Below are 21,297 nucleotides of genomic sequence, written 5' to 3' on the forward strand. Positions count from 1 at the left end.
CCCATCAGGAGGGGAAACACCAAGATGAAACCGTTCAACACACGCAAGGCCACGACACGCCAGGTTGCCTTGGCCGCCGCCTCGGCCCTGGCCATCGGCATGAGCTTCGCCGGCGCCGCGTCGGCGCAGACCGCGACTTCCACCCTCAGGGGCGTTGTCTATGACGGTGCGACTGCCGAGACCGGCGGCACGGTGACGGCGACCGAGACGGCGACGGGCTATGTCACGCGAGGCCGCGTCGGGGCCAACGGCCAATACGTCATTCCGGGCCTGCGCCCCGGCTCTTATCGCATCCAGGTCACGACTAGCGACGGCCAGACGACCGAGGACACCGTCACCCTGGCTCTGGGTCAGGTCGGCACGTTGAATCTGGACGTCGCCTCTCCGACGACGACGGCCTCGACCGCAGGCGCGACCGACCTAGGCGACATCGTCGTCACCGGCCGTCGCATCTTCGAAGTGCGCACATCTGAAGTCGCGACCAACGTCAGCCAGCAGCAGATCAACGACCTGCCGCAGATCAGCCGCAACTTCCTGAACTTCGCCGCCCTGGCACCCGGCGTAGTCGTCCAGGAAGACGACGCGGAGCGCACGATTTCGGCGGGCGGCCAGCCCTCTCTGGCCATCAACGTCTTCATCGACGGTCAGAACCAGAAGGCCACCATTATCGACGGCGGTGTCGCCGGCCAGGACGACAGCCGCGGTAATCCGTTCCCGCAGGCCGCCGTGCAGGAGTTCCGCGTCCTGACCCAGAACTTCAAGGCCGAGTATGAACAGGCGTCTTCGGCAATCATCACCTCGGTCACGCGCTCGGGCACCAACGAACTCAGTGGCGACCTCTTCGTCAGTTGGCAGGATGGCCGCTGGACGGCGCAGAATGTCTTCTCCAAGGCGCGTGGTGAAGCGAAGCCCAAGCTGGACCGTCTGCAATACGGGGGTTCGATCGGCGGCCCTATCATCGAAGACCGTCTCCACTACTTCCTGGCGTATGAGCGCAAGGATGAGACGCGGGAGCGTCCGGTTTATCTGAATCGGACCGAGTTCGCCTCCCAGTTCGACCAATATCTCGGAACCTTCACTGCGCCGTTCGAAGAAGACATGCTGTTCGGCAAGCTGTCTTGGCAGGTGAATGATAGGCAAAGGGTCGATCTCAGCGCGACGTACCGGACTGAGCAGGACATTCGCGATTTTGGGAACGGACCTACAGCTTATGATCGTGCAGTAGCGGTCAACGGCGACACACGTTCGGTAGTGCTGAAGCACCAGTATCAAGGCGACCGGTTCCTGAACGAATTTTCGCTCGATTACTTCAAGTCGAGCTATAATCCAGGCGCGCTCAATTTCGACAAGACCGGCGCGCGTTATGTGATCTACCGCGATAATGTTCCGGACGTCGCGACGAACCCGGCCTCTGCTGGATTCCAATTCTCCTATACCAATATCGACAGCACCATCTTCACATTGGGTGGTGGTGCTAACAACCAAGATATACAACAGGAAAGCATCACGCTCCGAAATGATCTGACGATTCCCGATGTTCAGCTGGCTGGGCTCCATACCTTCAAAATGGGCGTGAAGTATTCCATGCAGTCATATGATGTAACCAAGGAGTTCAACCGGAATCCATTCTATACCTATGACATCCAAGCTCGATCGGAAGTCATAGGTTCGTCCACAATTCCGACGCAGGTAAGCCTTGCCCTGCCAGTTCAGCCGACTTCGGTAGATAACAATGTTTTCGGCATCTATCTCCAGGACGATTGGCAAGTCACGGATAAGCTGGAACTGAACCTGGGGATTCGTTGGGATTACGAGGATAACGCCGTCAACAACGATTATCGGACGCCTGACGAAATCCGTCGCTTCATTACGGCTCTGTCGTCAAATCCGGCCTATGTCTCAGGCGTTGATTTGTCTCAGTACATCTCGGACGGGAATCGCGATGCGTTCAAGGGCGCGATCCAACCACGCATCGGCTTCTCCTACGACTTCTTCGGTAACGAACGCACGGTCTTGTTCGGTGGCGCTGGACGTTACTACGACCGGATCGGGTTCAACTTCGCCTTCTCTGAGCGTTACGGACCCGTCAACCGGACGAAGACGGTTTACTTCTCGCAAAATGGCGGGACCTACGGCGGCCAGCAGACGGTGGCCTGGAATCCGATCTATAACACGCAGGCAGGGCTCGATACGCTGTTGGCAGGAACCGTCGGCACTGGCGAAGTCTTCTTGATAAAGAACGACGCAGAAATGCCGCATACGGATCAGTTCAACCTCGGCCTTCGTCAGAAGTTCGGCGGCGTTCAGGCTGCTCTGACCTTCTCCTACGCCAAGACGAAGAACGAGTTCGGCTGGTATCGCCTCAACGTGAACGACGCGAACTCTGTCGTCATTGGTCTGCCCAATGCGGCTCTGATCGATCCGCAGACCAACCAACAATTTCCATATCGGAACGCCTTCTATTCCGATCACAACCGCGAACGCCGCTACAATGCGATCTACTTCACGTTGGACAAGCCGTTCAACATGCAGGACCGCTACGGGTTCAATGTCGCCTACACCTTCGCCGACGCAAAGCAGAACGGCAGCCGCGATCAGGGCCTGTCAAACTTCGACTTCGACTATTCGTCGATCGCCAACTCGCCTTGGTTCAAGTCGCCGGGAACAGAACGTCACCGCATCGTTGCGTCGGGCACCGTAGCCCTGCCATGGGACTTCCGCCTGTCGTCGATCATCACCTTGGGTTCGGGACGCCCGTTCACACGCAACAATGTCGGCGAAGGCGCTAAGCCGGATTGGTTCTCGGCCTATCCCGAAAAGCACGCTTTCATCATCCCGGCCTGGGAATGGGCTTATCGCCAGGTCGACCTGCGTCTGACCAAGGCGTTCCAGGTCTTTGGCGGTCAACAAGTGGAACTGACGGCCGACGCCATCAACGTGTTCAACTTCAAGAACTACTCCAGCTTCAACCAGACGTATCGCACGTCGAACACTGGATTGGCGCCGTTGAACCCGACCTTCGGTCAGCCCACGGCCCAGTTCCTGCCGACGCGCAGCTTCCAGGTCGGTCTGCGCTACAAGTGGTGATCTTCTGAGCCTGTGGCCGCTTCGACGCCTCGTCGTCGAAGCGGCCTTCTTTTTGTCTTCAGTTCATTTTGCGTGAGAAGAGCCGCCATGCATCGCCGCCGATTTCTGTTGGGTTCGACGCTGCTTGGCGCCATGTCCTGGGCGGGGTCGGCATTGGCGCAACAGGCGGTGACAGGGGCAGTCAATGGGACGCAGCGGCGGCCCTTGCGGCTGGACCCTGAGATCGAGGAGCTTCAGGAGCGGACGTTCCGCTGGTTCGAGAAGGTCACGGATCGGCGCACGGGTCTGACGCCGGATCGCTGGCCCACGCCGTCCTTCTGTTCGGTGGCGGCGGTCGGGTTCGCCCTGACCTGCTGGCCCGTGGGCGTCGAGCGGGGCTGGATGAGCCGGGCGGAGGCGCGCGAGCGGACGCTGACCACCATCCGCTTCTTCTCCGATCTGCCGCAGGGACCGGACCCCACGGAGACGGCGGGTCACAAGGGGTTCTTCTATCACTTCCTGGATATGGAAACGGGCCTTCGTTATCGAACCAACGAACTGTCGACGGTCGATACTGCCCTGCTGATCGGCGGCATGCTGTTCGCCGCGCGCTACTTCGATGGACGCCACCCGGACGAGGTGGAAATCCGTCAGAAGGCCCAGGCCATCTATGAACGGATCGAATGGCCTTGGGCCGTGATCCGCGACAACCGCATCACCATGGGCTGGCATCCCGAGAGCGGATTCATCCCGTCGGACTGGCACGTCTATAACGAGGGGATGCTGGTGCTGCTGCTGGCCATCGGCAGTCCGACCCATCCGGTGTCGGTCAATGTCTGGCACGAATGGGCGGCCAGCTATGACGAGAGCTGGACCGACCGGTGGGGCAGCTGGCACCTGAATTTCGCGCCCATCTTCGGGCACCAGTACAGCCATATGTTCATCGATTTTCGCGGCATTCAGGACGCCTGGATGCGGGGGCAGTCGGCCCAGCTGGGCGAGCGGCTGGATTATTTCGAGAACAGCCGCCGCGCCGTCTACGCCCAGCAGAAATACGCCCATGACAATCCGGGCGGCTGGGCCGGCTATTCGTCCGAGGTCTGGGGGCTGACGGCCTGCGACGGGCCGGGCGACTTCAAACAGGTGATCGCCGGCAAGGAACGCGAATTCTTCAGCTATTCCGCGCGCGGGCCGGGCGAGCGCGACGACGGCACCATCGCCCCGACGGCGGCGGCCAGCTCCATCGCCTTCGCACCCGAGATCGTCGTGCCCTGCGTCAAGGCGATGAAGCAGAAATACGGCGCGGGCGTCTATACCGAGTGGGGCTTCCTCGACAGCTTCAACCCGACCCTGACGGTGCGGGACGGGCCATTGCAGCACGGCAAGATCGTGGACGGCGTCGGCTGGGTGGACGGCGACTATCTGGGCATCGACCAGGGGCCGATCGTTATCATGACCGAGAACCACAGGTCCGAGTTCGTCTGGCGGTATATGCGCAGTGAGCCCAATATCCGCCGGGCGCTCGATATCGCGGGCTTCACTGGCGGCTGGATGAAAGGATGAGTCTGACGGCCCACAGACGCGGCGCATTGGCCCTGATGGCGGGAGGGGCGGCTGCGGCCTGCACCCCGCGCCGGTCGGGCGAGACCGTGCTGCGCTTCTGGGCCATGGGCAACGAGGGCGGGACTGTCGGGCAGTTGATGCCCGAGTTCGAGCGCCGCAACCCGGGCGTCCGCGTCTCGGTCCAGCCCCTGCCGTGGACGGCGGCGCACGAAAAGCTGCTGACCGCCTACGCCGGGGCCTCGCTGCCGGACGTCAGCCAGATCGGCAATACCTGGGTGGCGGAGCTGACGGCCATCGGCGCCCTGTCGCCGACGCCGCCCGCGGCCGCGAACCTGCTGACCGATCAGTTCCCGGCGGTCTTGGAGACCAACGAGATCGCTGGCCGCGCCATGACCACGCCCTGGTATGTCGACACCCGCCTGCTGTTCTATCGCAAGGACCTGCTGGCGCGGGCCGGGTTCGACGCGCCGCCCGAGAGCTGGGCCGAATGGAAGCGGGCCATGCACGCGATCAAGCGCGTGGCGGGCGACGGCAACTACGCCATCCTGCTGCCGTTGAACGAGTTCGAGCAGCTTTTGACCTTCGGGCTTCAGATCGACGAGCCGCTGCTGAGGGATCGGGATACGCGCGGAAACTTCTCCAACCCCGGCTTCGTCGCGGCCCTGGCCTTCTATCGCAGCCTGTTCGACGAGCAGTTGGCGCCGCTGGCCTCGTCAACGCAGATCTCCAACGTCTGGACCGAGTTCGCCAACGGCTATTTCAGCTTCTACTTCTCCGGCCCGTGGAGCGTCGGCGACTTCCGCAGCAAACTGCCTGCGTCGTTCCAGCCGAACTGGGCCACGGCGGGCGTGCCGGGGCCGAACGGTCTGGGCGCCTCGGCGCCGGGCGGGTCCAGCCTGGCGGTCTTCAAATCCTCTCCGCATCAGGCCGCGGCCTGGGCCCTGGTCCGCTATCTGTCCGAGCCGGCGGTGCAGGCCCGGTTCAACACCATCGTCGGCGACCTGCCCGCGCGTCAAAGCGCCTGGGACATCGCGGGCGTGGAGCGCGACCCGATGCTGGCGCCGTTCCGTGGCCAACTGGCGCGCGCCAAGGCTGTGCCCAAGGTGCCGGAATGGGAACGGATCGTCACGGAGATGCAGATCGTCGCCGAGCGGATGGTGCGCGGCGAATACACGCCTGAGACCGCCTCCGCCGAGATCGACCGCCGCGCCGACCGGCTGCTGGAGAAGCGCCGCTGGATGATGGAACAGGGCAGGGCCGTATGACCGTCGCCGATCCGACATTGTCCAAGGCAGGGGCCAGCGTTAAGCCGTCGCGCGGACGCGGCGCCCGTGAACGGGCCGCATGGGCCTTCGTCGCCCCGGCCCTGATCGCCATCGGCCTGTTCTTCGCTATTCCGATGATCGCGGCCCTGCTGCTCAGCCTGACCGACTTCGACATCTACGCCTTGGCGAACCTGGACAATCTGCGTTTCGTCGGCCTGCAGAACTACGAGCGGCTGCTGACCAATCCCCTGTTCTGGGGGGCGATGAAGAACACCCTGACCTTCGCCGTCCTCGGCGTGCCCCTGTCCATCGCCGCGTCCCTGGCGGCGGCGGTGATCCTGAACGCGCGGGTCGTGAAGTGGCGGCCGATCTGGCGAGTGATGTTCTTCGCCCCCTATGTCACGACCCTGGTCGCGACGGCGGTGGTGTGGCGCTATCTGCTGCACACCCGATATGGCGTCATCAACTGGGGGCTGGAGAGCCTCGGCCTGCCGGTCGTGGATTGGCTGGGCGATCCGTCGACCTCCATTCCGGCGATCCTGATGTTCGTGGTCTGGAAGATCTTCGGCTACAATATGCTGATCTTCCTGGCGGTGCTTCAGACCGTGCCGGACGACCTGTACGAGGCCGCGCGCATCGACGGAGCCGGGCCGTGGAAGCAGTTCCGCCATGTCACCCTGCCGGCCATCGCCCCGACGATGTTGCTGGTCTCGATCATCTCGGTGGCCAGCTTCTTCCAGCTGTTCGCCGAACCCTATGTGATGACGCAAGGCGGGCCGGCGCAAAGCACGGTCACGGTGCTGTATTTCATGTACGAGGAAGGATTCAAATGGTGGAATCTGGGGTCCGCCAGCGCCGTGGCCTTCGTCCTGTTCCTGTGCATCCTGGCCATCACCCTGGTCCAGCTGGCGGTCGCCAAGCGGGTGGGGGCGTATCAATGAAAATTCGCGCGCTCCTGCTCAATCTGGCCGTCGGGCTCATCGCCCTGATCGTGCTGTTCCCGCTGGTCTGGATGGTGTCGGTCAGCTTCATGGCGACCGGCGAGGCCGCCGTCTTCCCGCCGCCGTTGCTGCCGTCGCACTGGACGCTGGAGCATTATCGCGACCTGTTCCTGAACCAGGGTATGGAGCGGTATCTGTGGAACAGCTTCGCCCTGGCGACCCTGGCGACGATACTGGCGCTGGGATTCACTGTCCCGGCCGGTTACGCCTTCGCCAAGCTGAAGTTCGCCGGGCGCGAGCGGCTGTTCCAGTTCCTGGTCGCCGCCTTGGTGGTGCCGGCCCAGATCGGCACCCTGCCTCTGTTTCTGATGCTGAAGGGGATGGGGCTGGTGAACACCTATGCCGGGGCGCTGGTGCCGTGGCTGGCCTCGATCTTCGGCCTGTTCCTGGTGCGCCAATATGCGCTGAGCATTCCCGACGAGATGCTGGAGGCCGCCCGGATCGACGGCGCCAGCGAGGGTCAGATCTTCCGCCGCGTGGTCCTGCCGACGCTGCAGCCGATCATCGTCACCCTGGGCCTGTTCGTCTTCCTGGGCAGCTGGAACGACTTCCTGTGGCCGCTGATCATCCTGACGGATCAGTCGAACTACACCCTGCCAGTGGCGCTGGCGTCCCTGTCGCGTGAGCATGTGCAGGACGTCGAGTTGATGATGGCCGGGGCGGTGGTCACGGTCGCGCCGGTGCTGATCCTCTTCCTGGCCCTGCAACGCTACTACATCCGCGGGATGCTCGCGGGCAGCGTGAAGGGCTGAGCTTTTCCCTGTCCCTTTGGGACGACGACAAGGAACAGGCCTCTTATGCGCCTTGCCGCCTCTCTGTTCGCCCTCGCCGTGGCGATCTCGAACCCCGCCTTCGCCCAGACGACGCGGGTGCTGGACCCGATGGAGGACGCCGCCGCGTGGAAGGCCGACGCCTCCACCGACGTTTCCTCGACCGTGTCGTCGGTCGCGGGGCATGACGGGCGGGCGGTGCGTCTGACCTATGATTTCAACGGCAAGGCGGGTTACGCCTTCGCGGCGCGCGCCCTGCCGTTCGACCTGCCCGACAATTACGAGATCAGCTTCTGGGTGCGGGGCGAGGGGCCGACCAACACCTTCGAGGTCAAGTTCACCGACGTCTCGGCCGAGAACGTTTGGTGGAAGCAGACGACCCGCTACGACTTCCCCGACGGCTGGACCCGGTTCGTCATCAAGCGGCGTCAGGTGTCCAAGGCCTGGGGGCCCAGTGCCGAGACCGAACTGCGTCGCGCCGAGCGGGTCGAGTTCGTGGTGGTGGCGGCCGAGGGCGGGCGCGGCTTCATCGACATCGACCAGTTGTCGATCCGCGAACTGCCCGTCGATCCGGCCGTGCCGCCCCAGCCGATCGCCAGCGACGGACGGTCGCCTTCCACCGCCGCGCGCGCCGTGGATCGCGACATCAAGACCGCCTGGGCCCCGCCGGTCGATGGCGCGCCGGTCCTGACGCTGGACCTGGGGTATGAGCGGGAGTTCGGCGGCCTGATCCTGCGCTGGGGCGAACGCGGCGCGGCGAGCGACTATCGCGTCTCGGCCTCGCTGGACGGACGCGACTGGAGGCCGCTGGCGACGGTGACGGGCGGGAACGGCGGGGTCGACTGGCTGAGGACGCCCGAGGCGACCGCGCGGTGGTTGCGGCTCGAACCTTTGAAGCCGCTGGCGGCGTCCGACGTGGTCGGCTCGTCCGGCGCGGGACAGCGGCTGGGCGCGGCCCAGGCGACGACCTATGCGCTAAACGAGATCGAGGTCGAACCCCTGGCCTTCGGCGCCGACGCCACGGCCTTCGTCGAGGCGGTGGCCAGGGAGAACCGGCGGGGCCTGTATCCGCGCGGCTTCTCGGCCGAGCAATCCTACTGGACCCTGGTCGGGGTCGACGGGGGCGGGGAGAGCGGCCTGATCGGCGAGGACGGCGCCATCGAATTGCGTCGCGCGGGGCCGAGCATCGAACCCTTCGTGGTCGACAACGGGCGGCTGATCACCTGGGCCGACGTCAATATCAAACAGGGGCTGAAGGACGGCGACCTGCCGATCCCGTCGGTGACGTGGACCGCCGATGACTGGACGTTGAAGATCACCGCCTTCGCCGACGGCCCGCCCGATCAGGCGCAGCTGTGGGGGCGTTACGACCTGACCAACACCTCCAGCCGGCCGCGCACCCTGACCCTGGCCATGGCCGCGCGGCCGATGCAGGTGAATGCGCCGCGTCAGTTCTTGGCCATTCCCGGCGGGGTCAGTCCGGTCGAAAAGTTCGCCTGGGACGGCGCGGGGCTGGCTCTTAACGACAAGGTGCGGGTGCAGCCGCTGGCGGCACCGGACCAGGTTGGGCTCGCGACCTTCGACGCGGGCAGCGATCCGCAGTCTCTGATCCTGCCGTCTGCCCGGCGACCGGCCGCCGAGGTCATGACGACGACCGACGCCACAGGTCTGGCCGCCGGCGCCCTGACCTACGAGATGACGCTGCAACCGGGCGAGACGCGCACGGTCGGCTGGGTCTCACAGCTATCCGGCGACGCGCTGGCGCCCGAGCCGGTGGGGCAGGCGGCCGCGATTCTGGATAAGGCCGAGGCCCGGTTGGCGGCTGAATGGCGCGCGAAACTGGATCGGGTGGATCTGACCCTGCCGCCCGCCGCCCAGCGGATCGAGGACGCGCTGAAATCGTCTCTGGCCCATATGCTGATGTCGCGTCAGGGGCCGATCTTGCAGCCCGGCACCCGCAGCTACAATCGCTCCTGGATTCGCGACGGGGCCATGATGGCCGAGGGGCTGAACCGGCTGGGCATGGCCGAGCATTCGGCCGACTATCTGCGCTGGTACGCCCCCTATGTGTTCGACAACGGCAAGGTTCCGTGCTGCGTCGACGCGCGCGGCGCCGATCCGGTGCCCGAGAACGACAGCCACGGCGAGTTCGTCTTCCTGGCCGCCGAAACCTATCGCTACACCCGGGACGAGGCCCGGCTCCGTCAGGTCTGGCCCCAAGTGCAGAAGGCCGTCGCCTATATGGACGACCTGCGCGCCTCGACCCGGACGGCGGCGTTCCAGACGCCGGATCAACAGCATCTGTTCGGCCTGTTGCCGCCGACGATCAGTCACGAGGGCTATTCGGACAAGGCGGCCTATTCCTATTGGGACGATTTCTGGGGGCTGCTGGGATATAAGGACGCGGTCTTCATCGCCGAGACGCTGGGCGATGCGGAGGCCGCCGTCCGTTATGCAGCGGCGCGCGACCAGTTCGCCGCCGACATCCGCGCCTCGATCACGGCGACGGCGGCCTATCACGGCATCGACTGGATCGCGGGGGCGGCGGACCGGGGCGATTTCGATGCCACCTCGACCACCATCGCCCTGTCGCCGGCGGGCGAAAAGGATGATCTGCCGCCGGAACTGCTGGCGCGAACCTTCGACCGGTATTGGGAAAACTTCCAGAACCGTCTGACCAATCGCACGGCGTGGAAGGACTATACTCCCTATGAATGGCGTCTGGTCGGGGCCTACGTTCGGTTGGGGCAAAAGGACCGTGCGCTGGCGGTGCTGGACTTCCTGATGGCCGACCGGCGGCCCGAGGCCTGGAACGGTTGGGCCGAGGTGGTGGGGCGCGAGAAGCGCGAGCCGCGTTTCATCGGCGACATGCCCCACGCCTGGATCAGCTCGGATTACATCCGTTCGGCCTTGGACCTGTTCGCCTATGAGCGGGACCGGGATCATGCCCTCGTTCTGGCGGCGGGCGTGCCCGAGGCGTGGCTGGACACGCCGCAGGGCGTGGGGGTGCGAAACCTGCGGACGGCGTATGGGCCGTTGACCTATGCTTATCGCAAACAGGGACGGGAGCATGTGCTGACAATCCAGCCGGGCGCCACGCCGCCCGGAGGTTTCGTCCTGCAATGGCCGGCGGGCGACGGACGGCCGCGCAGCGTGACGATCGATGGTCGCGCCGCCGTCTGGACGGGCGACGATCTGAAGATTCCCGTCGGCGCGCGGCGTGTGGTGCTGCGCTAGGGCCTATTTGGCCGGGGTGTCGATCAGGATCGCGGGGGTGACGGGCGCGCCCGTGGCTTCGGCGATCAATTCGGCCGTGCGCGCCTCGATCACCGCCTCCAGCCGCGTCATGAAGGCGTCCTTGTCCAAGCCTAGCGGGATCGGGTCCAGGAACTCCAGCGTCGCCGTGCCGGGATGCTTCTCGTACTTCTCCTCGGGCCAGAACAGGCCCAGGTTGGTGGCCAGGGGAACGACCGGCATCTGGAAGTCCCGATACATATGCCAGACGCCTGTGCGGTAACGGTATTTGCTTCCGACCGGCGCCAGATGGCCTTCCGGATAGATCAGGATCTTGCGATTTTCGGCGCGGGCTTCGGCGGCGCGCATGGCCAGGGCCTTTCGCGCCTCGTGCCCGCCGCAGGAGTTGACGACGATGGCGCCCAGCTTCTTCAGCACCCCGCCCAACAGGGGAAACTTCTCCAGATGGTCGCCGGTGACGAAGGCCAGGTCGTCGAACTGGTCGTAGGTGACGAAGCCGTCGCCCCAGCTCTGGTGCTTGGAGGCGATGATGAAGGCGCCTTCGGGCAGGCGTTCCTTGCCGCGCACCTGAAGCCGGATGCCCGCGAAGACCGCCATGGCCTGCACCATCCGCTTCACATAGCGGCGGATGACCCAACTGGCCGGGCCCCGACCGGGCGCCAGGGCGGCGAAGGCGGCGGTCAGTCCATAGCCGACCGACAGTATCCAATAGGCGATGTTGAAGGCGAAGCTGCGCATCGGCCGACTATGGGTGGAAAGCGTCGCCGTGTCAGGCCCGGTCAGGCCGCCTTTTCGAGCGTGGAGGCGCCGGTGACGCGATTTCGGCCCGCGCGCTTGGAGGCATAGAGGGCGGCGTCGGCGCGTTCCAGAAGAGCGGCGGCGGCTTCGCCCGGCAGGCGCTGGGCGAAGCCGGCGGAAATCGTCACCGTGCCGAGGTCGTCATTGGTGGAGCGGCGACGCAGCGAGCGCGACGCGACTTCGTGTCGGATGGTTTCCAACACCGCCGTCACCGACCCGGCCTTTTCGCCGGGGAAGATGATGGCGAACTCCTCGCCTCCGAAACGGGTGGCGAACCGGTCGCCTGGGCAAACGCGAGACATGACCGTGGCGACGTAGCGCAGGACCTGGTCGCCCGTCTGATGACCCCAGGTATCGTTGAATCGCTTGAAATGGTCGATGTCGAGGATGGCCAGGGTCAGAGGCGACGCGTCCTCGGCGGCGCACAGTTCCTCCAGGCGCTCGTCGAAGGCCTTGCGGTTGGCCAGGTTGGTCAGGGCGTCGGTCATGGCCTCGCGCCGCACCTGTTCCAGGTGCGTCTGCAGGCGGGCGATTTCCTTGTTGGAGCTTTCAAGGCGCTTTTCGAGGATGGCGGTCTCGCGGCGAACGCGTCTCGTGGCGTGGGACAGGCCGCCCACGAGGTCCTTCAGGGAGGAGGGGTCCTGGGCGCCGTCCATCGTTTCGGAAGCGTCGGCCAGGGTGACGCCATAGTCCGCCTGGGTCTTGTGCGCCTTGGCGATGGCGGTGGCGATGCTGGTCAGTTCGCGGTCCAGCACGGCGCCGGCGTCGCGGATCTCTTCGGATAGACGGCCGCGCGGCAGGAATTCCGCCGCCAGCATTTCCGAAGTCTCGTCCGATATGACGACGTTGTCGTTCAGCAGGCGGCGAATCTCGCGCCCCAGCGGCCCATCGGGGTCGCCCAGATAGTGGAGCCAGAGTTCGAAATTGAGCGGAGTCGGCCAGACGCCGACCGATTCCATCTCGGTGATGACGTTGCGCGCAAGGGAATAGGCTTCGGGTCCCCGAACAGCCACCTCGACCTTAACCGTCATACGAATCTCCCCGCAGCTTCGATTCTGAAGCTCGCGGGGGAGACTAGGGGGTGATCCGTAATGTCCGGTAAACGCCCGAACGATCAGGCGGGAATGACGACCGGCCGACGCAGGAAGGCGGGGATGTCGTCGCCAAAACCCTTCACGCCCGACCGTTCGCGCTCTTCCGGCCGGCGCTCGCCGCGACGCTCGGACTGGCGCGGTTGAGGCTCGCGTTCGGCGCGTGGCGGACGAGCCGCCTCGGCGGGTTCGGCCGCAACCATCGGCGGCGTTTCCAGCGGGGCGTCCACGGCGGCTTCCGGCCTGGCCTTGCGACGGCTGCGCGACCGGGCGGGCGCTTCTGCGGCCGTGGTTTCAGCTTCGGTCGCGGCGACGGGAGCTGCAGGCTCAGCCGCCTCGGCGGCGCGCGAACGGCCGCGGCCGCCGGAACGGTCGCGATCACGACCGCCACGCTTGTCGTCGCGACGCGGCGCGTCCTTGATGGCGGCGAAGTCGATGTCCAGAACCAGTTCTTCCGGGTCCTTCTTGATCAGCTTCAGCACCTTATCCAGCGACTTGTCGTCGGCCGGGGTCACGATCATGAAGGCCTGGCCCAGTTTACCGGCGCGACCCGTGCGGCCGATGCGGTGCACATAGTCGTCGGCGTGGTGCGAGACGTCGTAGTTGAAGACGTGGCTGACGTCCGGAATGTCCAGGCCGCGGGCGGCGACGTCCGAGGCGACCAGGATCTTCAGATTGCCGGCGCGGAAGTCGGCTAGGGTCTTCATCCGGTGCGACTGGTCCAGGTCGCCGTGGATGGCGGCGGCGTCGATGCCGTGCTTCTGCAGCGACTTGGCGACGATATCGACCTCGGACTTGCGATTGCAGAAGACGATGCCGTTTTTGACGTCCGCGCGTTCGATCAGGGCACGCAGGGCGGTGCGCTTGGCCTTGGGATCGCTGGTCGGGATGCGCACCAGATATTGGGTGATGGTGTCTGCGGTCTGGGCCGGACGCGAGACCTCGATCCGGGTCGGATCCTTTAGGAACTGGGTCGTGAGGCGCGTGATTTCCGGCGGCATGGTGGCCGAGAAGAACAGGGTCTGGCGGCGCGGCGGCGTCAGTTTGAAGATACGCTCGATGTCGGGGATGAAGCCCATGTCCAGCATCCGGTCGGCTTCGTCCACGACCATGATTTCCACGCCCGTCAGCAGCATCTTGCCGCGTTCGAACAGGTCCAGCAGGCGGCCGGGTGTGGCGATCAGCACGTCCACGCCCTTGTTCAGGGCCGCGACCTGATCGCCCATGGAGACGCCGCCGATCAGAAGCACCCAGCTCAGCTTGGCGCCCTTGGCGTATTTGGCGAAGCTTTCGGCGACCTGGTCGGCCAGTTCGCGGGTCGGCGCCAAGACGATGGCGCGCGGCATCCGGGCGCGGGCGCGGCCGGTCGACAGCCGCTCGATCAGAGGCAGGGTGAAGGCGGCGGTCTTGCCGGTGCCGGTCTGGGCGATTCCCAAGACGTCACGGCCCACGAGGGCGACGGGAATGGCCTGGGCCTGGATCGGCGTGGCGGTGGTGTAGCCCGTCTCGGCGACGGCCTGAAGAAGCGTGGGCGACAGGCCCAGTTGGGAAAATTCGGTCATGAATCCTAGGGAAAGAATGCGTCTGCGTACGTCTAAGCGACGGAACCGCCCCTCTTGGGCGAGCGGGCGGCGCGGATCGCAGACCTGTCCCGAGGCTGGGGGCGATATAGAAGCCCCCGCGCCAAAGTCAAGTATTCCCGGTTTTCGGACCCTGAATACCGGGCTTCGGAACAAGGTCTCCGAAGCCCGATCTTGCGGTCAACAGGCGGCGGGCGCGCTCCTGGGCGCATCGCGGCGCGTCAGGATCAGGACCAGCACGAGGCCAAGCCCTGCGGCGACGGCCCCCGCCAGGGAGACGGCCGGATAGCCCAGCCCCCCGGCGATGACCATTCCGCCCACTGCGGCGCCGATGGCGTTACCCAGGTTGAAGGCGCCGATGTTCATCGATGAGGCGAGGTTGGGCGCGTCCGAGGCCGCAGTCATCACCCTGACCTGCAGCGGCGGCACCAAGGCGAAGCTGGCGATCCCCCACAGGAAGACCAGGATCGAGGTCGGAACGGCGAACGGCATGGCGACGGCGAAGGCGATCAGCAGGGCCGAAAGCGCGGCCAGGGTGACGATCAAGGTGCGGTCCACGGACTTGTCGGCGAACTTGCCGCCCAACCAGTTGCCGACGGTCAGCCCCAATCCGTATGTCACCAGCATTGCGGTGACGAAGCCCAGGGAGGCGTGGGTCTGTTCCCGCAGAATCGGGGCGATATAGGTGAAGACGGTGAACATGGCGCTGGAGCCGATCACCGTCAGGGCCAGGGCCGCCAGCACTGGACCGCGACCCAGGACGCGCAGTTCGGCGGCCATGTCGCCACCGGCCGGGGCGGGCAGTTGCGGCAGGGTCAACCGCAGCGCCGCCATGACCAGAACCCCGATGGCGGCTATGCCCCAGAAGCTGGCGCGCCAGCCCAGCACGTCTCCGGCCCAGGTGGCCAGGGGCACGCCGACGACATTGGCGATGGTCAGGCCCATGAACATGGCGGCCACGGCGCCCGCCTGACGGTTCGGCGGCACAAGGCCTGCGGCGACAATCGAGCCGACGCCGAAGAAGGCTCCGTGGTTCAGCGAGGTGACGACGCGGGCCGCCAGCAGCAGGCCATAGCTGTCCGCCACGGCCGACAGCAGATTGCCGATGGTGAAAATAGCGACGAGACCGATCAGCAAGGCCCGTCGCGGGACGCGCCCCGTGGTCAGCGTCATCAGCGGCGCGCCCAGCATGACGCCCAGGGCGTAGGCGCTGATCAGCAGTCCGGCCGTGGGAATGGTGACGCCCAGATCGGTGGCGATGACGGGCAGCAGACCCATGGGGGCGAACTCGGTCACGCCGATGCCGAAGGCGCCGGCGGCGAGGGCGAGAAGGGGAGGATTGAGTTTCATGAGAGACGACTTGGGCTCAGACCAGCGGCGGGTTCAGACGCGCGAACCCTTCCTGCTGGCGGTAGGGAGTGTGGGGATAGGGTGGCATGACATCGCTGGCCGCATCGAGGGCGGCGATCTGGTCCGGCGTCAGACGCCAGCCGACGGCGCCCAGGTTCTGGCGCAACTGCTCTTCGTTGCGGGCCCCGACGATGACCGAGGCCACGGTCGGGCGCTGCAACAGCCAGTTCAGGGCGATCTGGGGCACGGTCCTGCCGGTCTCGGCCGCGACGGCGTCCAGGGCGTCGATGACGCGATAGAGGTGCTCGTCTTCGACCGGAGGGGCGAACTGGGCCGTCTCATGCAGGCGGCTGCCTTCGGGGATAGGCGCGTTGCGGCGAATCTTGCCGGTCAGCCGGCCCCAGCCCAGCGGGCTCCAGACAAGCGCGCCGACGCCCTGGTCGGCGGCCAGGGGCATGAGGTCGGCCTCATAGGCGCGGCCGATCAGGGAGTAATAAACCTGATGAGCGACGAAAGGGGGGAGGGAGGCGCGATCAGCCAGGCCTTGCGCCTTCATCAGGGCCCAGCCGGGATAGTTGGAGACGCCCGTGTAGCGAACCTTGCCCGAGGTCACGAGCATGTCGAGCGTGGCCAGAAGCTCCTCGACCGGGGTCGTGGCGTCGTAGGCGTGCAGTTGCAGAAGGTCGATGTGGTCCGTGTCGAGGCGGCGCAGCGCCTCCTCGACCGAGCGGATCAGGCGGCTGCGCGACACGCCCCAGTCGCCCGGACCGTCGCCGGTCGGCAGGCCGGTCTTGGTCGAAATCAGCACCTGGTCGCGGCGCCCCTTGATCGCCTGACCGAGAACCCTTTCCGAGGCCCCGTCCGAATAGACATCGGCCGTGTCGAACAGGTTGACGCCGGCCTCCAGGCAGATGTCCACCAGACGGCGAGCTTCCTCTACGTCGCTGTTGCCCCAGGCGCCGAACAGCGGTCCCGACCCGCCGAAGGTTCCGGCGCCGAAGCTGAGAACGGAAACCCGGAGGCCGGAGTCTCCCAACTGACGATATTCCATGACTTGGCCTTTCGATCCTGCGAACGAACGCACAAATGGACGGGCGTATCTGCTGTCGGTAGAGCGCATTCAGGCCAAGGATTTTTGAAATGAACGCAAAGGTGCGAGTCGCTGGTCTGGATCGCGCCCGCGAGATGGAAGTCTTCGCGGCGGTGGCGGACGAGGGCAGTTTTTCAGCCGCCGGGCGGTTGCTGGGCCTGACGCCCTCGGCGGTCAGTCGAACGTTGGACCGGATCGAGGCGCGGCTGGGCGTGCGGCTGATGCTGCGGACGACGCGCGTGCTGACCCTGACCGCCGAGGGGCATGCCTATCTGTCGGCGGCGCGGCGGATACTGGCCGATCTGGACGAGGCCGAGCAGGGGATCGCCGACCAGGGGGCGCCGCGCGGCCATCTGCGGGTCAGCGCGTCCCTGGCGCATGGGCGGCAACAGGTGGTGCCTCTGCTGGGCGAGTTCGTGCGCCTGTATCCGCATATCCTGATCGACATAAGTCTGACCGATGCCGTGGTGGATGTGGCGGCGGGGCAGGCGGATGTGGCGATCCGGTTCGGGCCCCTGACCGACAGCCCGCTGACGGCGCGCCGGCTGGGTGAGACGGGGCGGACCATCGTCGCTTCACCCGACTATCTGGCGCGTCGGGGCGTGCCCCGGTCGCCGGAAGACCTGTACGATCACGACTGTCTGAACTTCAATTTCCGCCGCGTCGAGCCGGTCTGGCCCTTTCGCAAGGATGGGCGAGACTATTCCCTGATGGTGAGGGGGCCGGTCGAGGCGAACAACGGCGAGACCCTGACGCAACTGGCTCTGGCCGGTGTTGGAGTGACGCGGGTCGGGCGCTTCAGCGTCCAGGACGCCATAGTGGAGGGACGGCTGGTTCCGCTGCTTGAAGAGTTCAATCCCGGCGATCGCGAGCCGATCCACGCCGTGTTCGTCGGTGGGACGAATCTGCCGGCGCGGGTGCGGGTGTTCGTCGATTTTCTGGCTGAACGTCTGCGCTGAAGGCACACAAAAGAAATCGCCGGACGCAAGTCGTCCGGCGATCTCTCCGTTTTCAGATTGAAGCGCGGATCAGCGCTTGCCGAAGATCAGGTCGCCCAGCTTGGCGAAGAAGCCCTTGTTTTCCTCGGCCTTGGGCGCGGCGGCCGCTGCTGGCGCCGGCTTGGCCGCCTCGGCGGGCTTGGGGGCAGGCGCGGGCGCAACAGCCGGAGCCGCCGTCGTCGTCAGGGCGGGCTTCGGCGCCTCGACCGGTTTGGCGGGCGCAGGCTTGGGCGCTTCGACCGGAGCGGCGGCGACTGGCGCGGCCTTTGGCTTGGCCGCTGCCTTGGGCGCGGCGGGCTTCGCGGCAGGCGCAGCCTTGGGCGTCTTTGGCGCAGCGGTCTTCGCGACCGGCTTGGCCGGCGCCTTGGTTCCGGCGGGTTTGGCGGCCGGCGTCTTCACAGCCGCCGGCTTGGCGGCAGGCGCGGCCTTCTTGGCGGGAGCCTTGGTCGCGGCCGCCTTGGGGGCTGCGGGCTTCGCAGCGGCGGTCTTGGCCGGTGCAGCCTTGGCCGGGGATGCGGCCTTCACCGTCTTGGGCGCGGCGGCCTTGGCGGTTTTGGGTTCGACGGTTTTCGCCGTCGCGGCCTTCGCGGCGCTCGACTTCGGCGCGGCTTTAGGCTTGGAAGCGGCAGGCGCCGCCTTCGGCGACGCAGGTTTAGACGTAGTTGGTGACTTGGCCATGTATTCCCCGACCCCTCGGTTTGATCAAAAAACGCGGCGGCGACGGGCAATGGGTGCGCCGGATCGCTCCGATTCGTCATATTAGCGGTGTTTGAGAAATGTCCGAGTCTGCTGTTCAGATAATCGCACGCGGCCTGCGCGTCCCGGCCGAGGCCGCCGCCGCCGCCATAGATGCGGATCCGATGCTGGAAGGCGCGACCTACTCCATCCTGGAGGAGGACGAGGACAAGGGCGTGTGGCGCATCGACGCCTTTCCCACCACCGATGAAGAAGCCGAGGGCATAGCCGCGACCCTTCGAGCGCGCGACGGGCTTGAGGTCGTGGTCGAGAAGCTGGCCGACGCCGACTGGCTGGCCATGTCGCTGTCGGGCCTGCCGCCAGTCGAGGCCGGGCGGTTCTTCGTCTATGGCGCGCACGATCAGGGCAAGGTGCCCGAAGGGCGTGTGAATCTGAAGATCGACGCGGGCGCCGCCTTCGGCACCGGCCACCACGGCACGACGGTCGGATGCCTGGAGGCGTTCGACAGGCTGCTGGAGACCGAGACGTTCGAGAAGGTGCTGGACGTCGGCTGCGGCACGGGCGTCCTGGCCATCGCGGCGGCCAAGACCGGATCGCCCATCGCCGTCGGCACCGACATCGACGAGCCGTCGGCCCGGATCGCCAACGAGAACGCCGAGATCAACGACGCCAAATGCGACTTCTATTTCGCCGACGGCCTCAGCGATCCGCGCATCGCGCAGCATCTGCCCTATGATCTGGTGTTCGCCAACATCCTGGCCGCGCCGCTGGTGCATCTGGCGCCCGAGATCGGCGCGGCGCTGAAGTCGGGCGGGGTCGCCATCCTGTCGGGCCTGCTGCGGACGCAGGAGGAGCGGGTGCTTGAAGCCTACCTGCCGCTGGGCTTCGCGGTCGAACAGACCATCCATCACGACGCCTGGAGCGCCCTGCAACTGCGCAAGGCCTGAGGAAAGACGATGCGCCAGACCTTCGACGAAACCACCGATCCGTCCTTCGGGGCCAAGCATCTGCCGCTGCTGCGCGCCGAAATGGCGAAACAGGGGCTGGACGGCTTTCTGATCCCGCACGAGGACGAGCATCAGAACGAGTATCTGCCGGACGCCAACGAGCGGCTGGCCTGGGCGACCGGCTTCACCGGCTCGGCCGGGGCGGCGGTGGTGTGCCAGGACCGGGCCAGCATGTTCACCGACGGCCGCTACACCGTGCAGGTGAAGGCCCAGACTGATCCGGCCCTGTTCGAACGGCGCGACCTGAACGATGTCGCCGCCTATCTGGAGACGGCGGCCAAGGGGGCGGTGATCGGTTACGATCCGCGTCTGCACAGCCCCGACGCCCTGATCGGCTTAAAGACGGCGGCCGAGAAGGCGGGGGCGACGCTGAAGCCCGTGGACGCCAATCCGCTGGACCTGGCCTGGGGCGGGGATCGTCCGGCCCAGCCCGCTGCGCCTGTCGTGCCGCATGAGGATGTCTATTCCGGCGAGGCCCATGCGTCCAAGCGGGCGAGGATCGGCGCGGCTGTGGCGGATGCAGGCGCGGATATGGTCCTGTTGACGGCGCCGTCCTCGATCGCCTGGCTGTTCAATGTGCGCGGCGGGGACGTGATCCGTTCGCCTCTGCCCATCGGTCAGGCCTTGCTGGCGACGGACGGGACGGCGCGCCTGTTCCTCGATCCGGCCAAGGTGACGAATGAACTGCCTGAATGGCTGGGCGATGCGGTCCAGTTATTGGCGACCGAGCGTCTGGCCGAGGCGCTGGATGGTCTGAGCGGTCAGAAGGTTCTGGTTGATCCGGCCCTGTCTTCGGCCTGGTATTTCGACCGTCTGGAACAGGCCGGGGCGACAGTGGTGCGCGGGGCTGACCCCTGCGCCGTGCCGCGCGCGACCAAGAACGCAGTCGAGATCGAAGGCAGCCGCCAGGCTCATATCCGCGACGGCGCGGCCCTGACGCGGTTCCTGCACTGGGTCGACACGGTGGCGCAGGAGACGCTGCCGGACGAGCGCGAAGTGGTCGAGACGCTGGAGCGGTTCCGCGAGGAGACCGGCGCGCTGAAGGACCTGAGCTTCGACACCATCGCCGGGGCCGGGCCGAACGGCGCCCTGCCGCATTACAAGCCGGTCGGCGCCACGATCCGCAAGGTCGAGAAGGGCTCGCTGCTGCTGGTGGACGGCGGCGGCCAATATCTGGACGGCACGACCGACGTGACCCGCACCATGGCCATCGGCGAGCCGACCGAGGACCAGAAGCGCAAGTTCACCCTTGTCCTGAAATCGCACGTCGCCATGGCGACCATCCGCTTCCCCGCCGGGACCAGCGGCATGGCGCTGGACGCCATCGCCCGGGCGCCGATGTGGGCGGCGGGACTGGATTACGATCACGGCACGGGACACGGCGTCGGCAGTTATCTGGGCGTCCACGAAGGGCCGCAGCGGATCGCGAAATGGGGCACCAGCCAGCCCTTGCTGGAAGGCATGATCCTGTCCAACGAGCCGGGCTATTACCGCGAAGGCCATTGGGGCATCCGCATCGAGACGCTGCAGGTGGTGACGCCGGCGGTGGTCCCGGAGGGCGGCGAGCGGCCGATGCACGGGTTCGAGCAGCTGACCTTCGCACCGCTGGACCGCAGGCTGATCGCCGTCGATCTGCTGACGCCGGACGAGCGGGCCTATGTCGACGCCTATCACGCCGAGACCCTGGCCAAGGTCGGTCCTCTGCTGGACGGAGAGGCGCGGGACTGGCTGGAGACGGTCTGCGCGCCGCTGTGATCCGGGGCTGAT

General features: G+C 66.2%; 15 protein-coding genes. 9 read left to right on the forward strand and 6 right to left on the reverse strand.

Features of this window, described 5'->3' with window-relative positions; all coding sequences use genetic code 11:
- Window positions 1-24 precede the first annotated feature (24 nt).
- From ACWPV3_RS09410 to ACWPV3_RS09435, 6 genes are all read left to right on the forward strand, one after another.
- Window positions 25-3,087 (forward strand): TonB-dependent receptor, encoded by a 3,063-nt coding sequence (locus tag ACWPV3_RS09410; RefSeq protein ID WP_453977705.1) that lies wholly within the window; start codon window positions 25-27, stop codon window positions 3,085-3,087.
- A gap of 87 nt (window positions 3,088-3,174) precedes the next feature.
- Window positions 3,175-4,629, forward strand: a complete 1,455-nt coding sequence (locus ACWPV3_RS09415) for a glucoamylase family protein (RefSeq protein WP_453977706.1) — start codon at window positions 3,175-3,177, stop codon at window positions 4,627-4,629.
- Complete coding sequence (locus ACWPV3_RS09420; protein ID WP_453977707.1) at window positions 4,626-5,894, forward strand: sugar ABC transporter substrate-binding protein; 1,269 nt, start codon at window positions 4,626-4,628, stop codon at window positions 5,892-5,894. The genes ACWPV3_RS09415 and ACWPV3_RS09420 overlap by 4 nt, the downstream gene beginning before the upstream one ends.
- The gene (locus ACWPV3_RS09425) at window positions 5,891-6,835 is read left to right on the forward strand and encodes a carbohydrate ABC transporter permease (protein ID WP_453977708.1); all 945 of its coding nucleotides are present in this window, start codon (window positions 5,891-5,893) and stop codon (window positions 6,833-6,835) included. Before ACWPV3_RS09420 ends, ACWPV3_RS09425 begins: the two co-directional genes overlap by 4 nt.
- On the forward strand, window positions 6,832-7,647 hold the full coding sequence (locus ACWPV3_RS09430) for a carbohydrate ABC transporter permease (RefSeq protein ID WP_453977709.1): 816 nt from the start codon (window positions 6,832-6,834) through the stop codon (window positions 7,645-7,647). Before ACWPV3_RS09425 ends, ACWPV3_RS09430 begins: the two co-directional genes overlap by 4 nt.
- A 45-nt stretch (window positions 7,648-7,692) precedes the next feature.
- Complete coding sequence (locus ACWPV3_RS09435; protein WP_453977710.1) at window positions 7,693-10,902, forward strand: discoidin domain-containing protein; 3,210 nt, start codon at window positions 7,693-7,695, stop codon at window positions 10,900-10,902.
- A gap of 3 nt (window positions 10,903-10,905) precedes the next feature.
- On the opposite strand, the gene ACWPV3_RS09440 is transcribed toward ACWPV3_RS09435, so the two are convergent.
- From ACWPV3_RS09440 to ACWPV3_RS09460, 5 genes are all read right to left on the reverse strand, one after another.
- Window positions 10,906-11,658, reverse strand: coding sequence for a lysophospholipid acyltransferase family protein (locus tag ACWPV3_RS09440; RefSeq protein WP_453977711.1), 753 nt, complete (start codon window positions 11,656-11,658; stop codon window positions 10,906-10,908).
- A 41-nt stretch (window positions 11,659-11,699) separates the two neighbouring features.
- Entirely contained in the window at window positions 11,700-12,749 is a 1,050-nt protein-coding gene (locus tag ACWPV3_RS09445; protein WP_312734469.1) for a GGDEF domain-containing protein, read from the reverse strand.
- Window positions 12,750-12,832: 83 nt separating this feature from the next.
- The gene (locus ACWPV3_RS09450) at window positions 12,833-14,371 is read right to left on the reverse strand and encodes a DEAD/DEAH box helicase (protein ID WP_453977712.1); all 1,539 of its coding nucleotides are present in this window, start codon (window positions 14,369-14,371) and stop codon (window positions 12,833-12,835) included.
- A 198-nt stretch (window positions 14,372-14,569) separates the two neighbouring features.
- Window positions 14,570-15,739 carry an MFS transporter gene (locus ACWPV3_RS09455; RefSeq protein WP_313454431.1) on the reverse strand — a complete coding sequence of 390 codons (1,170 nt, stop codon included), beginning with the start codon at window positions 15,737-15,739 and terminating at the stop codon, window positions 14,570-14,572.
- Window positions 15,740-15,755: 16 nt separating this feature from the next.
- Complete coding sequence (locus ACWPV3_RS09460; RefSeq protein ID WP_313454432.1) at window positions 15,756-16,790, reverse strand: aldo/keto reductase; 1,035 nt, start codon at window positions 16,788-16,790, stop codon at window positions 15,756-15,758.
- An 89-nt stretch (window positions 16,791-16,879) separates the two neighbouring features.
- Between ACWPV3_RS09460 and ACWPV3_RS09465 the strand changes: the two genes are divergently transcribed.
- The gene (locus ACWPV3_RS09465) at window positions 16,880-17,788 is read left to right on the forward strand and encodes a LysR family transcriptional regulator (RefSeq protein WP_453977713.1); all 909 of its coding nucleotides are present in this window, start codon (window positions 16,880-16,882) and stop codon (window positions 17,786-17,788) included.
- Between the two features lie 69 nt (window positions 17,789-17,857).
- Here ACWPV3_RS09465 and ACWPV3_RS09470 read toward each other — a convergent pair whose 3' ends face one another.
- Complete coding sequence (locus ACWPV3_RS09470; RefSeq protein WP_453977714.1) at window positions 17,858-18,352, reverse strand: hypothetical protein; 495 nt, start codon at window positions 18,350-18,352, stop codon at window positions 17,858-17,860.
- A gap of 251 nt (window positions 18,353-18,603) precedes the next feature.
- Between ACWPV3_RS09470 and ACWPV3_RS09475 the strand changes: the two genes are divergently transcribed.
- Together ACWPV3_RS09475 and ACWPV3_RS09480 are read left to right on the forward strand one after the other, a co-directional pair.
- On the forward strand, window positions 18,604-19,470 hold the full coding sequence (locus ACWPV3_RS09475) for a 50S ribosomal protein L11 methyltransferase (RefSeq protein ID WP_453977715.1): 867 nt from the start codon (window positions 18,604-18,606) through the stop codon (window positions 19,468-19,470).
- 9 nt (window positions 19,471-19,479) lie between these two features.
- Window positions 19,480-21,285 (forward strand): aminopeptidase P family protein, encoded by a 1,806-nt coding sequence (locus ACWPV3_RS09480; RefSeq protein ID WP_453977716.1) that lies wholly within the window; start codon window positions 19,480-19,482, stop codon window positions 21,283-21,285.
- The last annotated feature ends 12 nt before the right edge of the window (window positions 21,286-21,297 follow it).

Source organism: Brevundimonas sp. Marseille-Q4549 (assembly GCF_976940555.1).

Coding starts and splice junctions, on each gene's coding strand:
- ACWPV3_RS09420 (WP_453977707.1), top strand. CDS start 4,626: ATGAGTCTGACGGCCCACAGACGCGGCGCATTGGCCCTGATGGCGGGA.
- ACWPV3_RS09415 (WP_453977706.1), top strand. CDS start 3,175: ATGCATCGCCGCCGATTTCTGTTGGGTTCGACGCTGCTTGGCGCCATG.
- ACWPV3_RS09455 (WP_313454431.1), bottom strand. CDS start 15,739: ATGAAACTCAATCCTCCCCTTCTCGCCCTCGCCGCCGGCGCCTTCGGC.
- ACWPV3_RS09435 (WP_453977710.1), top strand. CDS start 7,693: ATGCGCCTTGCCGCCTCTCTGTTCGCCCTCGCCGTGGCGATCTCGAAC.
- ACWPV3_RS09445 (WP_312734469.1), bottom strand. CDS start 12,749: ATGACGGTTAAGGTCGAGGTGGCTGTTCGGGGACCCGAAGCCTATTCC.
- ACWPV3_RS09410 (WP_453977705.1), top strand. CDS start 25: ATGAAACCGTTCAACACACGCAAGGCCACGACACGCCAGGTTGCCTTG.
- ACWPV3_RS09450 (WP_453977712.1), bottom strand. CDS start 14,371: ATGACCGAATTTTCCCAACTGGGCCTGTCGCCCACGCTTCTTCAGGCC.
- ACWPV3_RS09430 (WP_453977709.1), top strand. CDS start 6,832: ATGAAAATTCGCGCGCTCCTGCTCAATCTGGCCGTCGGGCTCATCGCC.
- ACWPV3_RS09480 (WP_453977716.1), top strand. CDS start 19,480: ATGCGCCAGACCTTCGACGAAACCACCGATCCGTCCTTCGGGGCCAAG.
- ACWPV3_RS09465 (WP_453977713.1), top strand. CDS start 16,880: ATGAACGCAAAGGTGCGAGTCGCTGGTCTGGATCGCGCCCGCGAGATG.
- ACWPV3_RS09460 (WP_313454432.1), bottom strand. CDS start 16,790: ATGGAATATCGTCAGTTGGGAGACTCCGGCCTCCGGGTTTCCGTTCTC.
- ACWPV3_RS09475 (WP_453977715.1), top strand. CDS start 18,604: ATGTCCGAGTCTGCTGTTCAGATAATCGCACGCGGCCTGCGCGTCCCG.
- ACWPV3_RS09425 (WP_453977708.1), top strand. CDS start 5,891: ATGACCGTCGCCGATCCGACATTGTCCAAGGCAGGGGCCAGCGTTAAG.
- ACWPV3_RS09440 (WP_453977711.1), bottom strand. CDS start 11,658: ATGCGCAGCTTCGCCTTCAACATCGCCTATTGGATACTGTCGGTCGGC.